At 58.7% G+C, this 17,027-nt stretch carries 21 protein-coding genes; 14 read left to right on the top strand and 7 right to left on the bottom strand.

Translation table 11 applies throughout. The features are described from left to right. Positions 1–2: 2 nt before the first annotated feature. From der to WHJ28_RS12995, 4 genes are all read right to left on the bottom strand, one after another. Positions 3–1,328, bottom strand: a complete 1,326-nt coding sequence (gene der, locus WHJ28_RS13010; RefSeq protein ID WP_087189150.1) for a ribosome biogenesis GTPase Der — start codon at positions 1,326–1,328, stop codon at positions 3–5. Between the two features lie 16 nt (positions 1,329–1,344). Beyond that, complete coding sequence (locus WHJ28_RS13005) at positions 1,345–2,712, bottom strand: DUF512 domain-containing protein (RefSeq protein ID WP_340042502.1); 1,368 nt, start codon at positions 2,710–2,712, stop codon at positions 1,345–1,347. A 112-nt stretch (positions 2,713–2,824) separates the two neighbouring features. Then, positions 2,825–3,019 carry a 50S ribosomal protein L32 gene (rpmF, locus tag WHJ28_RS13000; RefSeq protein WP_087189152.1) on the bottom strand — a complete coding sequence of 65 codons (195 nt, stop codon included), beginning with the start codon at positions 3,017–3,019 and terminating at the stop codon, positions 2,825–2,827. 41 nt (positions 3,020–3,060) lie between these two features. Continuing rightward, complete coding sequence (locus WHJ28_RS12995) at positions 3,061–3,561, bottom strand: YceD family protein (protein ID WP_340042501.1); 501 nt, start codon at positions 3,559–3,561, stop codon at positions 3,061–3,063. 185 nt (positions 3,562–3,746) lie between these two features. Here WHJ28_RS12995 and WHJ28_RS12990 point away from each other — a divergent pair, with 185 nt between their 5' ends. After that, entirely contained in the window at positions 3,747–4,706 is a 960-nt protein-coding gene (locus WHJ28_RS12990) for an RluA family pseudouridine synthase (RefSeq protein ID WP_340042500.1), read from the top strand. A 60-nt stretch (positions 4,707–4,766) separates the two neighbouring features. Here WHJ28_RS12990 and WHJ28_RS12985 read toward each other — a convergent pair whose 3' ends face one another. Together WHJ28_RS12985 and WHJ28_RS12980 are read right to left on the bottom strand one after the other, a co-directional pair. Further along, positions 4,767–5,234, bottom strand: coding sequence for a hypothetical protein (locus WHJ28_RS12985; RefSeq protein ID WP_340042499.1), 468 nt, complete (start codon positions 5,232–5,234; stop codon positions 4,767–4,769). A 90-nt stretch (positions 5,235–5,324) separates the two neighbouring features. Then, a complete protein-coding gene (locus WHJ28_RS12980) occupies positions 5,325–5,573 on the bottom strand; it encodes a hypothetical protein (protein ID WP_340042498.1) in 249 nt (82 codons plus the stop codon). Here WHJ28_RS12980 and WHJ28_RS12975 point away from each other — a divergent pair. The 11 genes from WHJ28_RS12975 (at position 5,566) to WHJ28_RS12925 (ending at position 14,284) form a co-directional block, all read left to right on the top strand. After that, a complete protein-coding gene (locus tag WHJ28_RS12975; protein WP_340042497.1) occupies positions 5,566–6,735 on the top strand; it encodes an ABC transporter ATP-binding protein in 1,170 nt (389 codons plus the stop codon). The genes WHJ28_RS12980 and WHJ28_RS12975 overlap by 8 nt on opposite strands. Then, positions 6,725–7,573: an ABC transporter permease gene (locus WHJ28_RS12970; RefSeq protein WP_340042496.1), complete on the top strand. Its 849-nt coding sequence runs from the start codon at positions 6,725–6,727 to the stop codon at positions 7,571–7,573. The genes WHJ28_RS12975 and WHJ28_RS12970 overlap by 11 nt, the downstream gene beginning before the upstream one ends. Then, entirely contained in the window at positions 7,570–8,430 is an 861-nt protein-coding gene (locus WHJ28_RS12965) for an ABC transporter permease (protein ID WP_340042495.1), read from the top strand. The genes WHJ28_RS12970 and WHJ28_RS12965 overlap by 4 nt, the downstream gene beginning before the upstream one ends. Before the next feature lie 74 nt (positions 8,431–8,504). Further along, a complete protein-coding gene (locus WHJ28_RS12960) occupies positions 8,505–9,566 on the top strand; it encodes an ABC transporter substrate-binding protein (RefSeq protein WP_340042494.1) in 1,062 nt (353 codons plus the stop codon). Between the two features lie 115 nt (positions 9,567–9,681). Next, positions 9,682–10,077: a thioesterase family protein gene (locus tag WHJ28_RS12955; protein WP_340042493.1), complete on the top strand. Its 396-nt coding sequence runs from the start codon at positions 9,682–9,684 to the stop codon at positions 10,075–10,077. A gap of 1 nt (position 10,078) precedes the next feature. Beyond that, on the top strand, positions 10,079–10,564 hold the full coding sequence (locus WHJ28_RS12950) for a YbaK/EbsC family protein (protein ID WP_340042492.1): 486 nt from the start codon (positions 10,079–10,081) through the stop codon (positions 10,562–10,564). A gap of 24 nt (positions 10,565–10,588) precedes the next feature. Continuing rightward, the gene (locus WHJ28_RS12945; protein ID WP_340042491.1) at positions 10,589–11,173 is read left to right on the top strand and encodes an HdeD family acid-resistance protein; all 585 of its coding nucleotides are present in this window, start codon (positions 10,589–10,591) and stop codon (positions 11,171–11,173) included. A gap of 578 nt (positions 11,174–11,751) precedes the next feature. Beyond that, the gene (locus WHJ28_RS12940; RefSeq protein ID WP_340042490.1) at positions 11,752–12,474 is read left to right on the top strand and encodes a WecB/TagA/CpsF family glycosyltransferase; all 723 of its coding nucleotides are present in this window, start codon (positions 11,752–11,754) and stop codon (positions 12,472–12,474) included. 1 nt (position 12,475) lies between these two features. Next, the gene (locus WHJ28_RS12935; protein ID WP_340042489.1) at positions 12,476–13,147 is read left to right on the top strand and encodes a dTMP kinase; all 672 of its coding nucleotides are present in this window, start codon (positions 12,476–12,478) and stop codon (positions 13,145–13,147) included. Positions 13,148–13,158: 11 nt separating this feature from the next. Continuing rightward, positions 13,159–13,704 carry a DJ-1 family glyoxalase III gene (locus WHJ28_RS12930; protein ID WP_340042488.1) on the top strand — a complete coding sequence of 182 codons (546 nt, stop codon included), beginning with the start codon at positions 13,159–13,161 and terminating at the stop codon, positions 13,702–13,704. After that, positions 13,682–14,284 carry a 5-formyltetrahydrofolate cyclo-ligase gene (locus tag WHJ28_RS12925; protein WP_340042487.1) on the top strand — a complete coding sequence of 201 codons (603 nt, stop codon included), beginning with the start codon at positions 13,682–13,684 and terminating at the stop codon, positions 14,282–14,284. Before WHJ28_RS12930 ends, WHJ28_RS12925 begins: the two co-directional genes overlap by 23 nt. 28 nt (positions 14,285–14,312) lie before the next feature. Here WHJ28_RS12925 and WHJ28_RS12920 read toward each other — a convergent pair whose 3' ends face one another. Then, complete coding sequence (locus tag WHJ28_RS12920; protein WP_164475038.1) at positions 14,313–14,465, bottom strand: hypothetical protein; 153 nt, start codon at positions 14,463–14,465, stop codon at positions 14,313–14,315. Between the two features lie 101 nt (positions 14,466–14,566). On the opposite strand from WHJ28_RS12920, the gene mltG reads away from it, so the two are divergent. After that, positions 14,567–15,790, top strand: coding sequence for an endolytic transglycosylase MltG (mltG, locus tag WHJ28_RS12915; RefSeq protein WP_340042486.1), 1,224 nt, complete (start codon positions 14,567–14,569; stop codon positions 15,788–15,790). After that, positions 15,783–16,997 (top strand): peptidase U32 family protein, encoded by a 1,215-nt coding sequence (locus tag WHJ28_RS12910; protein WP_340042485.1) that lies wholly within the window; start codon positions 15,783–15,785, stop codon positions 16,995–16,997. Before mltG ends, WHJ28_RS12910 begins: the two co-directional genes overlap by 8 nt. Positions 16,998–17,027 lie beyond the last annotated feature (30 nt).

Here is a 17,027-nt window from a genome sequence, read left to right as displayed (position 1 = left end):
CCTTATCCCTCCTTGTCGCTCTTCTGACGGATGGTGAGCCGCACCGGCGTGCCCTCCAGGCCAAAGGTAGAGCGGATCTGATTTTCCAGATAGCGCTGATAGGAGAAATGGAACAGCTTGGCGTCGTTGCAGAAGCAGACAAAATGGGGGGGCTTGATACCGATCTGGGTCATATAGTAGATCTTCAGCCGGCGACCCTTGTCCGTGGGGGGCTGCACGCGGGCAGTGGCGTCGGCCAGCACCGAGTTGAGCATGCCGGTGGTAATCCGCAGGGAGGCTTGGTCATTGACATAGTTGATGAGGTCAAAAAGCCGGTCCACCCGCTGACCCGTCAGGGCAGAGATAAAGACAATGGGAGCGTAGGTCATATAGGACAGGTCCCGGCGCACATCCTGGCGCATCCGGTCCATGGTCTTGTCGTCCTTCTCGATGGAGTCCCACTTGTTGACCACGATGATGCAGGCCTTCCCTGCCTCATGGGCCAGACCAGCCACCTTGGTATCCTGCTCCGTCACGCCCTCATTGGCGTCGATCAGGATCAGGCACACGTCGGCCCGCTCAATGGCCATGGTGGCCCGGAGCACAGAGAACTTTTCGATGGGGTCGTCCACCTTGGACTTCTTCCGCATTCCAGCTGTGTCGATGAGCAGGTACTTGCCCTTCTGGTTCTCAAAGTAGCTGTCCACCGCGTCCCGGGTGGTGCCTGCCATGTCGCTGACGATGACCCGCTTCTCCCCCAGAATCCGGTTGACCAGGGAGGACTTACCCACGTTGGGCTTGCCGATGATGGCCACCTTAATAACGTCGTCGTCCTCTTCCTCCTCGTCCTCCGGGGGGAAGTACTTGAAGCACTCGTCCAGCAGATCGCCGGTACCATGGCCGTGAACGGCAGACACGGCAATGGGATCACCCAGGCCCAGGTTATAAAATTCGTAGATGTCCGGGTTGGTGTGGCCCACCTGGTCCATCTTGTTTACCGCCAGCACCACCGGCTTGCCGGAGCGCAGCAGCATATTGGCCACTTCCTGGTCGGAGGCGGTAAGGCCGGTCTTGACGTCGCACAGGAAGATAATGACGGTAGCGTTCTGAATGGCGATTTCCGCCTGCTGGCGCATGAAGGCCAAAATCTCGCTGTCGGTGCCCGGCTCGATACCGCCGGTATCCACCAGGTCAAACTTCCGGTTGAGCCACTCAGCCTCGGCATACAGCCGGTCACGGGTGACACCGGGGGTATCCTCCACGATGGATAGCCGCTGGCCCACCAGCTTATTAAAGAGCATGGACTTGCCCACGTTAGGCCGTCCCACAATGGCAATTAAGGGTTTCATGGTAACTCCCTCCTTTTTACGGGTTGTAGCGGTAGTATTCCGCCTCCGGCGGGAGGACGGGGCATTGGGCTGTTACTTCCCGGCCCAGGATGGCGTCTGCCAGGTCAAAGCCGCTGTCGGCGGGCACCGGGACCACAGTTACCCCCAGAGCCTCCTCCACCTGCTCCACGGTCATGTCATCCAGGAACACGCGCTCTCCTGCCCGGAGCATATTGTCCGGAATGAGCAGCCGCTTGCCCAAATCCTTGCCGCTGAGCTGCTCGATCAGGTCGGTTCCGGTGATCAGCCCGGAGACCGTGATGGTCTCCCCAAAGAAACGATTGATAATAGGATAGACCGTTCCTTTTATATTACCACACTGATTCCGGGCGTTGTCAACAATTTCCTGCACAAAGGGTGCGGCGGACAGGCCGGTGGCAACGGAAAAGGGCTCCGTCTGTTCCGGCTCTTCCTCCTCCAGGGCTATGGTGGCCTGATGGAGGAGCAGCCGCAGCATTCCCACACCGTTTTCCAGCTGGTCCATATCCTCATAATAGGCCTTCTCCGGCAGCGCCCGTCCGGCAATAAGGTAAAGCTCGTCGGAGCACCACACCAGATTGGTGCCCTTTTTCTCCATAAAGCGGGCTGCGAAGCTCTCCACCTGGTCGATGAGGGCAGCAGCCTGTTCCCTGGTGTAGGGATCAATATGGCACAGTCCCTCCCGGAACTTGGTCACACCTACCGGCACCACCGCCACGCTGGTCACCGCGGGATAGAGCTGGCCCAGGTCCTCCATGGTACGGGCCAGCGCAGGCCCATCGTTGACGCCGGGGCAGGCCACCACCTGGCAGTTCATCTCGATCCCCGCCTGGGCAAACCGGGACATGATGTCCAGGCACTCCCCCGCCCGGGGATTTTTCAGCATGGCGGTGCGCAGCTCAGGGTCCGTGGCGTGGACTGAGATATTGATGGGGCTGATCCGCAGATCGATGATCCGCTGGATCTCCCGCTTGGACAGGTTGGTGAGGGTCATATAGTTGCCCATCAGAAAGGACAGCCGGGCATCGTCGTCCTTGAAATAGAGAGTATCCCGCATTCCGGGGGGCATCTGATCCACAAAACAGAAGATGCACTTATTGGCGCAGGAACGGGCCCGGTCCATGAGGTAGGTCTCAAAATTCAGCCCCAAATCCTCCCCCTCCGCCTTGCGGATGCGGAGCGTGCGGGTGCCTCCCTCCGGCTCTGTCAGGGTCAGCTCCAGCTTGGGATCGTAGGCATAGAACTTATAATCCAGCACATCCACAATGGGGTGGCCGTTGATGTGGGTCAGGGTCTCCCCCGGGCGCACCCCTGCCTTTCGGGCCGGACTGTGGGGGTCCACCGATGCGATTTTGGTCAGGCTCATGGGCACGCTCCTTCCCGAGATCCTATAATATATAGGGCATTTCACTTCATTTTACCCGATTTCCGGGCAAAAAGAAAGAGGGGCTTGTCTCCCCTCGTTCTTTTTCGGCTATTTACTTCGCCTCAGCGGTTTCCACCTTGCCCAGCTCATGGCCATTGTAGCTCATGCAGCTCTTGCACATCCGGTGGGGCAGACGGAACGCACCGCACTTGGGGCAGGTGGTGACGCCGGGAGTCTCCAGCTTCCACACGGAGCTGCGGCGCTTATTCCGGCGCTGCTTGGACACTTTACTCTTAGGGACTGCCATCTATGACACCTCCTTAGGTTCATGCCCTGGCCGGGCAAATCTTACTCATCTTTATCCAACAGCTGCGCAAGTGCAGCCAAACGTGGATCGATCTCTTTTCTGCATCCGCAGGGACCCTCGTTCAGGTTGGCGCCGCAGGTGGCGCACAGACCTTTGCAGTCCTCCGAGCAGACGTGCTTGGAATCCATAGACAGCACCAAAGCCGTGGTGAACACCTCGTCCAGATCCACGGCGCCGTCTTCCAGAAGCGCGATCTCGTCGTTCTCCTCATCCTCCAGGGTCTCTGCCAGCAGCGTGCTGACGGGCAGACGCAGCTCCTGACGGAAGGGCTTCAGGCAGCGGTCACACACCAGTTCCAGGGTGGTGTCCGCGCTTCCTTCCAGCACAAGCGCACCCGCCATATTGCGTACCGTCCCATGGATCACAATGGGATGGGCAAAGGGCCGCTCCCCATAAAAATCCAGGTCGGACAGGTCCAACTGGGACTCAAAGGGCAGAGACGCGCCCGGTACGTGAAGTATCTCCTTCAGATTGAAGCGCATAATACCCTCCTCATAACGGTACGCGGAATATTATAGCGAAAATACTCCTGGTTGTCAAATCTTTTTTTCAACTTTTTTCTGCCACTTTTTTGGGGTCAAATCCCCGCCCCACTTGCGCCGGGCCGGTCTGTTCAGTATAATAAGGACTGCTGAAAAGATACGTCTCTGACGTACTGGAGGTCAATATGAGGGAATTTACCATTGGAAAAAATGACGCCGGACAGCGGCTGGACCGGTGGCTGGGCAAGACCTTGCCTCTCCTCCCCGCTCCCCTGGCTCAGAAATACATCCGCCTCAAGAGAGTAAAGGTCAACGGCAAAGGCTCCGCCCGGGATGTGCGGCTCCAGGTGGGGGACCTACTGCAATTATATATCAACGACGAGTTCTTTGACCAGCCCCGGGAGGACAACGCCTTCCTGGCGGTGTTCAAGCCAAAGCTGGACATCGTGTATGAGGATGAGAACCTGATGCTCCTCAACAAGCGGCCCGGCCTGCTGTGCCACGCCGACGAGCATGAGAAGGTCAACACCCTCATTACCCACATCCAGGCCTACCTTTATCAAAAGAAGGAGTGGAACCCCAGGGATGAGCACTCCTTCACCCCCGCCCTGTGCAACCGCATTGACCGGAACACCGGCGGCATCGTCATGGCGGCCAAGAACGCCGAGACCCTGCGTATCCTCAACCAGAAGATCAAGGATCGGGAGATCGCCAAGTTTTACCTGGCTATCATCCACGGGCGCATGACCCCGCCTCAGGGCAAGCTGGAGGGCTTTCTGCTGAAGGATGAGAGTAAGGCCCAGGTGAAGGTATTCCACAAGCCGGTGCCCGGAGGCAAGAGCGCCGCTACCTTATATAAGACATTAAAGGTCAACCGAAGCCTGTCTCTGGTGGAATGCGAACTGCTCACCGGACGCACCCACCAGATCCGCGCCCAGTTCGCCGCCGCCGGTCATCCTCTGCTGGGGGACGGCAAGTACGGCCGGGAGCGGGACAACAAGCAGTACGGCCGCTCCTTCCAGGCCCTGTACTCCTACAAGCTGGAGTTTACCTTCCCCACCGACGCGGGACTTCTGGAGTATTTAAGAGGTAAGGTGTTCACGGTGGACAACGTGGACTTTGTGGCGGAATATTTTGGGAAATAAGAATAGAAAATCGTCTGCGGCGCCCGGTCAGGGCGCCGCAGACTGTTTGTTTCCAGCTCTCTACTCGTACAACCAGCCTTCCAGAGCCGTCAAAAACGCCTCTCCGCCCTCCACATGGAACGCCTTGCCGTCGGCCCGGATAAGGGCCTGCTGCGGATCGTCCAATGGGATCTGAAGCTCCAGAAGGTACGACGTCCTATAGATCTCTATCCAGAAGCAGCTATAATATTCCGCCGCGTCCCACAGATCGTCTGACAGCCTGGGCCTGGAAAAGTCCAACCGTTCCACCTCGGCCAGTACCGCCGCGCGGTCCTGCGGATCGTCAATGGTCCTCCGATCCCGGTGTCCATCCTCATCGCTCACATAAAACTGCATTTCGCAGCCGTCGGCCGTCGGCAGCTGCTCCAGCAAGACCCGGAATGCCCGGGCGTAACTCCCCCACCATACGCCGGCCAGGATGAGTATTCCGCACATCACACTGGCAAAACAGGCAATAATCCGTTTTTTATCACGATAGCCTTCTTTCATAGTTACCATCCCCCGGATCTTCGCCACTCCAGCCAGAGGAGAAAGCGTTTTTTCGCTTTTATTATACTTGTTTGCCCCAGACCGTTCAATCTATTTTAAGGCAAAAAAATAACTCTCCGCCCCTTCCATCCGCAGTGTAAAACGGCCCTCTGATGGCTTTGCCGCTGCTGCATTCTGAATCAAAGCACTCCGCCGTAAAATCCCTGAAAAAAAAGCGGTTTTATTATTGACATTTTTCGCAATTCCATATATATTTGTTTCGTCATAAGGGCGTACCCAACCGCCGGTTTGGGTACGCCCTTTACTACCGTTTAGAAATGGGGGAGGATACATGTCCAAGGAACTGATCCGCCTGTCGGATTGCTTCATGAAATTTGACGATGACGTCATTCTGGACCACATCAACCTTTATATCAATGACAAGGAGTTCCTCACGCTGCTCGGTCCTTCCGGGTGCGGCAAAACCACGACGCTTCGTATCATCGGCGGCTTTCAGAAGCCTACCTCTGGCGACGTGTATTTTGACGGCGTGAGGATTAATGACGTTCCCCCTCATAAGCGGAAGGTCAACACCGTCTTTCAGAAATACGCCCTGTTCACCCACATGAACATCTTTGAGAACGTAGCCTTCGGCCTGCGGGTAAATAAGGTCCCCGATCCCAAGGACCCCAAAAAGATGATCAAGGTGCCGGAATCCGAGATCAAGGAGCGGGTGGAGGAGGCCCTGGCCCTGGTCAACCTGGCCGGCTACGGCAAGCGGTCGGTGAACTCCCTCTCCGGCGGCCAGCAGCAGCGTGTAGCCATTGCCCGTGCCATCGTCAACCGTCCCCAGGTCCTGCTGCTGGACGAGCCTCTGGGCGCCCTGGACCTGAAGCTGCGCAAGGATATGCAGATCGAGCTGAAGCGCATCCAGCAGCAGGTGGGCATCACCTTCGTCTACGTCACCCACGACCAGGAAGAGGCCCTCTCCATGAGTGATACCATCGTGGTAATGAACGAGGGCAAGATCCAGCAGATCGGCACCCCCGAGGACATCTACAACGAGCCAAAGAACGCCTTTGTAGCCGACTTCATCGGCGAGTCCAACATCATCGACGGCATCATGCACGAGGATTATGTGGTGGGGATGTACGGCCGGAAGTTCAAGTGCCTGGACAAGGGCTTTGCCCCCGGCGAGGCGGTGGACGTGGTCATCCGCCCCGAGGACATTGACATTGTGCCTGAATCCGAGGGCCAGCTTACCGGCACCGTTACCGAGGTCACCTTCAAGGGCCTCCATTACGATATCATCGTGGATTTCCGGGGCTTCAAGTGGCTCATCCAGACCACCGACTACTCCCCCGTGGGGGCAAAGATTGGGGTGAAGATCGACCCCGACGGCTTCCATATCATGAAGAAGAGCCAATACTCCGGCACCTTCGGCGACTATAGCTCCTACTCCTCCGAGTACGATGAGCTCAACGAGGACCGGCTGGAGGAGGACAGCGACGATGAAGAATAAGTGGCTGGCCACGCCCTATGTGGTATGGATGGCCATCTTCGTGGTGGCACCTCTTATCCTGGTAGTGGTGTTTGCCTTTACCGGTCAGGACGGCAGCGTCACCCTGGATAACTTCAGCAACATGGGGACCTATGTCCCCGCCTTCCGCAATTCCTTTGTTCTGGCTTTTGTGGCTACCGCCATCTGCATCCTCATCGGCTATCCCCTGGCCTACTTCCTGTCCCGGGAAAAGCTGATGGTGCGCAAGGTGGCCATGATGCTCATCATGCTGCCCATGTGGATGAACTTCCTGCTGCGGACTTACGCCTGGATGTCTATTCTGGACGACAACGGCCTGATCAATCAGTTCCTGTCCGCCATCGGCTTTTTCGACCTGTGGAACGCTGTTTTCGGCACCAACCTGAGTTACTTCCACATGATCAACACCCAGGGCGCTATTGTGCTGGGTATGGTGTACAACTTCCTGCCCTTTATGGTGCTGCCGATCTTCTCGGTCATTGAGAAGATCGACCCCAAGGTTATCGAGGCGGCCCAGGACCTGGGCGCCAGCAGCTCCATGGTGTTCCGGAAGGTGATCTTCCCCCTGTCCCTCCCCGGCGTGCTCTCCGGCGTGACCATGGTGTTTATCCCCTCTGTGTCCACCTTTGCCCTGTCCCGCCTGCTGGGCGGCGGCAAGACCCTGCTGCTGGGCGATCTCATTGAGATGCAGTTTTTAGGCAACGCCTACAATCCTCACCTGGGCTCTGCCATCGCTCTGGTGATGATGGTGATCGTACTGGTACTGATGGCTATTATGAACCGCTTCGGCGAAGGTGAAGAGGGGGTGGCTGTGCTGTGAGAAAGCATCGGATCCCCTCCCGGGTGTTTACCCTGCTGGTGTATGTTTTCCTGTACGCCCCTATCATTCTGCTCATCGTCTTTTCCTTCAACGCCACCAAGAGCAACCGGGTTTGGGGCGGTTTCTCTCTTGACTGGTATGTGGAACTTTTCCATAACACCCGCCTGTTGGGGGCCCTGCGAACCACTATTATCCTGTCGGTGCTGGCCGCCTTCATCGCCACTATTTTGGGCACCGCCGCTGCCATCGGCTTCTACAGTATGCGCCGCCGCTCCCGCAGCGTGTGTATGTCCATCAACAACATCCCCCTGACCAACGCAGACATCATCACCGGTGTGTCCATGATGCTGCTCTTCGTGTTCGCCATCGGCGTTTTTAACAGCAGCTTCATCAGCGAGGCGTTGGGAATCCGCTGGAAGATGGGCTTTGGCACCCTGCTCATCGCCCACATCACCTTCAACGCCCCTTATGTGATTTTGTCGGTGCTGCCCCGGCTGCGGCAGCTGGACCCCAACGTATATGAGGCGGCTCAGGACCTGGGCGCCTCCGGATGGTACGCCTTCCGGAAGGTCATCCTGCCCGAGATCATGCCCGGCGTGCTCAACGGCCTCATCATTGCCTTTACCATGTCCATCGATGATTTCGTCATCAGCTACTTTACCAAGGGCTCCGGCGTCACCACCCTGGCGGTGGAGATCTATACCATGGTGAAAAAGCCCGTGACCCCCGAGATCAACGCCTTGTCCACCCTTATGTTTATCTGTGTGTTTGCATTGCTGCTGACCGTCAACATCCGGCAGGCCCGGCAGGAAACTGCCTCCCTGCGGCGGAAAGCCAAGCTCAATCCGGGCCGGTAAGGTCCGCGCTCCGCGGTAACACGCCCTAACGGGCTGTTATAAAATTGATTTCCGAAAGGGGATAAAGAAAGAAATTGAAAAAGTCTCTCGCACTTCTGACCACCTCCGCACTCTCTCTCAGCCTGGTGCTGGCCGGTTGCGGCGGCGATTCCAGCTCCGCCGACAAGGGCGTCGTCAACGTCTATAACTGGGGCGTCTATATTGACGAGTCTGTTCTGGAAGACTTCACCGCCGAGACCGGCATCAAGGTGAACTATGACATCTATGAGAGTAACGAGTCCATGTACGGCGTGCTGAAGAACGACGGTGCCAGCTACGACGTGGTCATCCCTTCCGACTATATGATCTCCCGTATGATCGAAGAGGATATGCTTGAGCCTTTGAACTTCAACAACATTCCCAATTTTGCCGATGTGGACCCTGCCCTGAAGAACCCGGACTACGACCCGGAGAATCTGTACAGCGTACCCTATATGTGGGGCCTGCTGGGCATCATTTACAACACCACCATGGTAAAGGAGACCCCCACCAGCTGGGCCACCATGTTCGATGAGAACTATGCCGGCCAGATCCTGATGTTCAACAACTCCCGCGACGCCATCGGTGTGGCTCTGAAGTACCTGGGCTACTCCTACAATACCACCGACCCTGACCAGATCAAGGAGGCCGTGGACCTGCTCATCCAGCAGAAGCCCCTGGTCCAGTCCTACGTCATGGACGAGATCTTTGAGAAGATGCAGGGCGGCTCCGCCGCCATCGGCGCCTACTACTACGGCGACTTCCTGACCATGCAGGAGATCAACCCCGACCTGGCCTTCTGCCTGCCTGAGGAGGGCACCAACCTGTATGTGGACGCCATGTGCATCCCCAAGAACGCCGAGAACAAGGAAAACGCCGAGCTCTTCATCAACTATATGTGCTCCACCCAGGCTGGTCTGAAGAACTGCGAGGAGATCTGGTACTCCTCTCCCCTGCTCTCCGTCCGGGAGGAACTGGACCCCGAGGTGTCCGGCGATCCCTATGCCTATCCCGACGAGTCCATCCTGGCCAACTGCGAGAGCTTCAAGAACCTGCCCGCTGATATCCTGGCTCTCTATGACGACCAGTGGACCCGGCTCATGCTCTCCTCCAACTAAATCGCTTATCCGGAAAGCCGCACAGTAATGTGCGGCTTTCTGCTTGCCTTATGGTGGGGATTGATGTAAAATAATACCCGCACGAACTGATTTCAGAAAAAAAGGAGTCTCTCTTATGTCTATTACTGCAGGTATGAAGGGCCGGGCCGAAACCGTGGTCACCCCTGAAAATACAGCCGCCGCCGTGGGCAGCGGCCTGGTTCCCGTGTTCGCTACCCCCGCTATGATCGCTCTAATGGAGAACGCCGCCGTCAACGCGGTGCAGGATGCGCTGGAGGAGGGCCAGGGCACTGTAGGCACCCTGCTCAACGTCAGCCACGACGCTGCCACTCCTGTGGGTATGAAAGTGTGGGCTGAGGCGGAGGTCGCCGCTGTGGAGGGCCGTAAGCTCACCTACACTGTGGCCGCCTTTGACGAGGCCGGCCCCATCGGCAAGGGAGAGCATCAGCGCTTCATCATCCAGGCCGACCGCTTCCTGGCCAAGGCCCAGGCCAAGAAAGAAGGCAAGTAAAATGTCCATCGAAGTATGCCGCGCCTACCTGCGTCAGCGTGGCTATGAGGACCGTATCCGGGAATTTGAGGTGTCCAGCGCCACCGTGGAACTGGCCGCCCAAGCCGTAGGCTGTGAACCCGCGCGCATTGCCAAGACCCTCTCCTTTGTCCATGAGGACGGAGCGGTACTCATTGTCTGCGCCGGTGACGCCAAGATCGACAACGCCAAATTCAAGGCCCAGTTCCACCACAAGGCCACCATGCTGACGCCGGAACAGGTGGAGACTTTTACCGGCCACCAGATCGGCGGCGTGTGTCCCTTTGCCATTCCCCATTCCAACACCGTTACCTATCTGGACATCTCCCTTCAGCGGTTCGACACCATCTACCCCGCCGCCGGCAACGCGGCCTCTGCGGTCAAACTCAACTGCGATGAACTGGCCCAGCTGTCCAACAGCGCCGGCTGGATCGACGTATGCAAGGGCTGGCAGGGCCCTGGCCTGTAACATTGGAGAAAGGTGGTCTTAATTATGAAAGAACGTCTGAAAAATATGACGGTCAGCTTTGTCTTTCTCTCCATCCTCTATCTGATCCTGGGCGTAGTGCTTATCCTGTGGCCCACCATCGTCATGGATATCATCTGCTATGCTTTCGGCGCCATCCTGCTGCTCTACGGCATCTTTGCCATTGTGGGCTTCTACCGCAGCGAGGACCGCAAGGGGGGCGCCTTTCTGGGGCTGTTTCTGGGCATCGTGGCCGCCGCTGTGGGCGCCGTCATGGTCATCTATCCCCCTCTGATCCAGGGGGTCATCCCAGTGATCCTTGGGCTGTATATCGCCATTGACGCCCTGCTCAGTGTCAAGCGTACCCTGGAGCTGCAGCGGATGGACTACTCCCATTGGAACATTAACCTGATCCTCTCCCTGGTGGCCGCCGGTCTGGGCATCTTCGTGGTGTTCCACCCCCTGCTCACCGAGGCCGCCCTCTTCCGTGTCATCGGCATTGTACTGCTGTACGCCGGTGTCTCTGATCTGTGGACCATCTTCCAGCTGTCCCAGTGGACCAAGGAGTATCGAAAGACCCATCCTGTGGATGTGGACCCTATCGACCTGTGAAAAAGGACCTGCTGCGTTTGTGAACGGGTCCAGCAAAACAGGCAGCAGCAAAATACCCCCTGATGTAGAAAGCAGCCTACATCAGGGGGTGTTGTTATGGAGAAACAAAATTATACGCACGTTCAAATGCTGCTGCCAGAAATCAAGGTCATGTTATCAGAGGGAAAAGACCAGCAGGAATCGGCAGAATGCTTTTGGTTTTAAGGATGTAGTAAAAGGGCTTCTTCTCCATAAGCGCAGAAGACAGCGGAAGCCGAAATCCTCCCGCAGCCCAAGGGCAGAGCGAGAAAATCATACCGGCAGGTGTGCTGTCCGGGCAGGCATATGGAATCCGGCGTTTGGAGGCTGTCTTCTCGAAAACCAATGGGATGCTAGGCCGATACATCCACTTTTGTCACCACAAACGCATCCAGCTAAAGGCCGAAAAAGCGCGGCTGACGCAATGTCTTTCCGGCTTTCTTCACAGAAACTTTATCATTTCCGCTCACCTTTCTCCCTGTTTCCGCATGGACTTTTCTCTTCCGCTATGGTAGAATGGTGTGAAATTATGGACTTGATCCAATCGGAGGCAATTCATTTTGAGGACAGATGTTTTGGGCGTCGGCTTCGACGACCTGACGTTGGATGAGGCGGTACAGACTGGCTCCGGGCTGGTGGGGGCGGAAGGCTTTCACTATGCCGTGACTCCCAACCCGGAATTTCTCCTGGCCGCCCGGAAAAACCCCGAATTCAAACAGGCCCTGCTGGGGGCCGATCTGGTGCTGGCCGACGGCATCGGCGTGATCTACTCCGCCAAGATCCTGGGTCGCCCCCTGAAAAGCAAAGTGCCGGGCATTGATTTTGCCCAGCGGCTGGTGGCATGGATGGCGGAAAACGGAAAGCGGCTCTTTCTGCTGGGGGCCAAGCCCGGCGTGGCTGAGCTTGCCGCCGCCAACCTGAAGAGCACTTATCCCGGACTCATTGTCTGCGGCACTCACGACGGCTACTTCAAGGAGGATGGCCCGGTGGTGGAGGAGATTCGCGCCGCCGCCGCCGACGTGGTCTTTGTCTGCCTGGGCGCCCCCAAGCAGGAGTTCTGGATGGTACAGAACGGCCCCGCCACCGGTGCGCACCTGATGATTGGCCTGGGCGGTTCCCTGGACGTCTTTGCCGGCGTGGTGGAACGGGCCCCCAAGGCCTTTCAAAAGCTGGGGCTGGAGTGGCTCCACCGGCTCATCAAAGAGCCCAAGCGCATCGGGCGTATGGCCAAGCTGCCCCTGGTACTGTGGTATGCCATGGGAGCCCGGATCAGGAGGCGCTGATATGGCAGGAAAGCTGATCGTATTTGAAGGAACCGACGGCTCCGGCAAGTCCACTCAGTTCAAGCTGCTGTGTCAGCGGCTGGAGCAGGAGGATATCTCTTTCCGCCGTCTGGTTTTTCCCCAGTATCAGGAGCCCTCTTCCGCTCTGCTGCGGATGTATCTGGGCGGCGAGTTTGGCTCCCACCCCTCCGACGTGAATCCCTATGCCGCCTCCACCTTCTACGCGGTGGATCGGTACGCATCCTGGAAGAAGGTGTGGGGAGACTATTACCGGGACGGCGGACTGGTGCTCTCCGACCGGTACACCACCTCCAACGCCGTCCACCAGGCCAGCAAGCTGCCCGAGGATCAGTGGGAGGCGTTCTTCCACTGGCTCTTCGACTTTGAGTGCAGCAAGCTGGGCCTGCCCTTCCCCGACCAGGTGATCTATCTGGATATGCCCACGGAGCGCGCCGTGGAGCTGCTGCGCAGCCGGGAAGAGGCTACCCATACCAAAGGCGATATTCACGAGGTAGATACCGATTATCTGGCTCTGTGCCGCCGTACCGCCCTGCGGGCGGCAGACTGCCTGGGCTGGCACAAGGTCCCCTGCGTGGACCAGACAGGCCGCCTGCGCTCCACGGAAGAAATCCACCGGGACATCTGGGCCATGGTGGCCCAAATCATAAAATGAGGTGCTGTTGAATGGTAGCGATTTTACTGGGTAACGGGTTTGAAGAGAGCGAGGCTCTGGTCCCCGCCGACCTGCTGCGCCGGGCCGGCATCAAGGTGGCCCTGGTGGGCCTGGACGGACTCCAGGTCACCGGCAGCCACGGGATCACTGTCACGGCGGACACCACGCTGGATCAGCTGGAGGCCGATCAGCTGCGGATGCTCATGCTCCCCGGCGGACTGGGCGGCGTGGAGGCCATCAGCGGCGATATGCGGGCCCAGGCCCTCATCCAGCGCTGCTATGACCACGGCTGCTGGCTTGCCGCCATCTGTGCCGCGCCCACCATTCTGGCCAACCTGGGGATGCTGGACCGCCGCAACGCGGTGTGTTACCCCGGTATGGAGGATCTGATGGGCTCTGCTGTGGTACAGAAGGGTTCCTCCGTCGTGGTAGATGGCCACATTGTCACCGGCGAGGCTGCCGGTTCCGCCTTCCCCTTCGGCCTGAAGCTGGTGGAGATCCTGAAGGGCTCTGCCGCCGCCACGCAGGTAAAGAATGCCGTCCACTATCACGGCTGAGAAGGCCCGCCTGCGCCGCCAAGCGCTGGACTGGCTGGCGAATCTGTCTCCTCAGGCCCGAACTGCCGGAGATGAAGCGCTGTTTCACCGCTTTCTGACTCTGCCTCAGGCGGAGTCCGCCCGGACCATCCTGCTCTACCATGGCATGGATGCCGAGCCGGACACCGTCCGGCTGCTGCCGCCTCTGTGGGGCCTGGGCAAGCGGGTATGCCTGCCCAGGTGCCTGCCGGGGAACCAAATGGAGGCCCGGCTCGTCCAACCAGACAGCACCCTGATCCGCCATCCTTATGGGATGCTGGAGCCGGATATAGACTGTTCCCTCATCCCGCCGGACCAGATCGACCTGGTCCTGGTACCCGGACTGGCCTTTGACCGCTCCGGCGGTCGGCTTGGCCGTGGCGGCGGGTATTATGACCGCTGGCTGGCCGGGTTTTCCGGCGTCACCGCCGCGCTGTGCCGGGATGGGCTGTTGATGGAGGACATTCCCCGCCTGCCCCACGATCTGGGCGTGGATCTTGTGGTCACCGAAACCGGCCTGTACGGCCCGTCCGCGCCGGGGCAGGAGAAAAGCGGGGCCTGAGGCCCCGCTTCCCCGCGGTACGTACGGCTCAGCAGCAGCCGTCGTTGCAACCGCAGTTGTTGTTGCAGCCGCAGCTGTTGCCGCAGCTGTTCCCGCCGCCGCAGCAGCAGCACAGCAGGATGATGATCAGGATGATCCACAGGCAGCTGTTGCCGCCAAAACCGTTATTGCCGAAACACATTATCGTCTCACCTCACTTGCTTTAACTGACCTATTCTATGCGAGGGCGGCGCTCCTGGTTCCGGCAATCCACCGTTTTTCATTTGGTTAGGAGTTGAACCTATGTCTCAGGAAGATTATCACAACGAGGGCCGCCGGGAGTCCCCTTCCCATGCCAACCACGGCGGGAAGCGCCTGGCATCTTCCGGCCGCTCCTCCAGCCGTTCGGCCGGCCGCTCCTCCTCCGCCCCGGAAGGGCAGCCCCGCCCCCGGCCTCGCAAGAAGCATAAGCGTCTGGGCTCATGGGGCGTTCTCATTTATGTGGTATGCGTACTGGGCGCTTCCGTCCTGCTGGCAGGGGTAAGCTGGATGTGGGCCAACGACATCCTTGCTCTGAATAAAGCCCCCCATACCGCTGTGGTAGAGATCAAAGAGGGCGACACCGTCAGTCAGGTGGCCGACAAATTGGAAGAAAGCGGCCTGATCGAATACAAGTTTGTTTTCAAACTCTTCTGCAGCTTCACCCATGTCTCGGGCAAGGCCGGAGAGGACGGTGCCAAGATCACCCCTGGCAGCTATGAGCTGAACACCGACATGGACTACCGGGCACTCATCAGCAGCATGGGCTCCAGTTCCGCCAACCGGCTTACCACCACGGTGACCATTCCGGAGGGCACCACCCAGGCTCAGATCTTTGAGATGCTGGAGAAAGCCGGTGTGGCCACGGTGAAGGATCTGAATGAGACGGCGGCCAACTATGACTTCAAGTTCTCCTTCCTCCAGGGCGTGCTGCCTCTGGGCGACCCCAAGCGGCTGGAGGGCTACCTCTTCCCCGACACCTACGAGTTCTATATGGGTGAGGACCCGGTGAGCGTGCTCAACAAGATGATCCTTCGTTTTGACCAGATCTTTACCGATGAGATGCGCAAGACCATGACCGACAAGGGCATGAGCGTAAACGACGCCGTCATCATTGCCTCCATGATTGAAAAGGAGACCGACGGCAGCGATCAGGGTAAGATCTCCTCGGTTATCTACAACCGGCTCAACAAGCCCACCAGCGAGACGGCAGGCTATCTGAACATCGACGCCACTATCCTGTACGCCACCGGCGGCACCAAAGTAAACACCCAGGCGGATACCCCTTATAACACCTATATCCACAAGGGGCTTCCTCCCACCGCCATCTCCTGTCCCGGTGTGGACGCCCTGAAGGCGGCGGTCAATCCCGACTCTACCAATTACTACTACTATGCGCTGGGCGATGATGGGGTACACCACTTCTTCCGCACCAGCAGCGAGCATCAATCTTTCCTCAGAAGCCAGGAGCTGTACAAGAATGACTAAACAAATCGAACTGCTCTCCCCCGCCGGGGACATGGAACGGCTGAAAATGTCCCTGGCCTACGGGGCGGACGCGGTCTACCTGGCGGGCAATGATTTCGGTATGCGGGCCTTCGCGGGCAATTTTACCGAGGAAGCAATGCGCCAGGCGGTGGAACTGTGCCACAGCAAGGGCGTGTCCATCCACGTTACCTGCAACACCATGCCCCGCAATGACGAGGTGGCCCGGCTGCCCCAGTGGCTGGAGTACCTCCAGTCTCTGGGGGTGGACGCCGCCATCGTGGCCGACGTGGGCGTGCTCTCCCTGCTGAAAAAACACGCCCCCAAAGTCAAGGCCCACATCTCCACCCAGGCCAGCATCTCCAACTATCAGGCCGCCCGGGCCTGGTACGACCTGGGCGCCAGCCGGGTGATCCTGGCCCGGGAGCTGTCCCTGGATGAGATCCGGGAGATCCGGGCCAAGGCCCCCAAGGAGCTGGAGATCGAGGCCTTTGTCCACGGCGCCATGTGCGTCAGCTACTCCGGCCGCTGCCTGCTGAGCAACTATATGACCGGCCGGGACGCCAACCGGGGCGCCTGCGCCCAGCCCTGCCGCTATAAGTATGCTCTGATGGAGGAAAAGCGCCCCGGGGAATACTTCCCCATCGGCGAGGACGAGGGCGGCGCCTTTATTATGAACTCCCGGGATATGTGCATGATTGACCACATTCCGGAGCTGATGGAGGCGGGCCTGAACTCTCTCAAAATCGAGGGCCGCGCCAAGAGCGCCTACTATGCCGCCGTGGTCACCGCCGCCTATCGTCACGCTATCGACGCGGCGACCGCCGGTCAGCCCATGGACCCGGTGTGGGGGGAAGAGGTGGACAAGGTGAGCCACCGTCCCTACTCCACCGGCTTCTACTTCGGCCAGCCGGGCCAGTATACCGGCGACGCCCGGTATGTCCGGGAATGGCAGGTGGTGGCCATCGTCACCGCCTGCGATCCTGAGGGCAACGCCACTCTGTCCCTGCGCAACAAGTTTGCCGTGGGAGACGAGCTGGAGCTGGTGGGCCCCGATGTGGCCGCTACCCCCTTTACCGCCGGTCAAATGACCGATGCTGACGGCTTTTCACTCACCGAACCCCGCACCCCCCAGATGGTATTCCGCATGAAGCTGCCCCGTCCGGTGCCCCCGCTGTCCATTCTCCGGGCCTGCCGGGAAAATTCCTGATATACAAAGTCCAGGCAAATTCGCCTGGAC

This window comes from Flavonifractor porci (assembly GCF_037572415.1).
In the GTDB taxonomy this organism is placed as follows: domain Bacteria; phylum Bacillota; class Clostridia; order Oscillospirales; family Oscillospiraceae; genus Flavonifractor; species Flavonifractor porci.
This window is presented reverse-complemented; position numbering and strand designations above follow the sequence as displayed.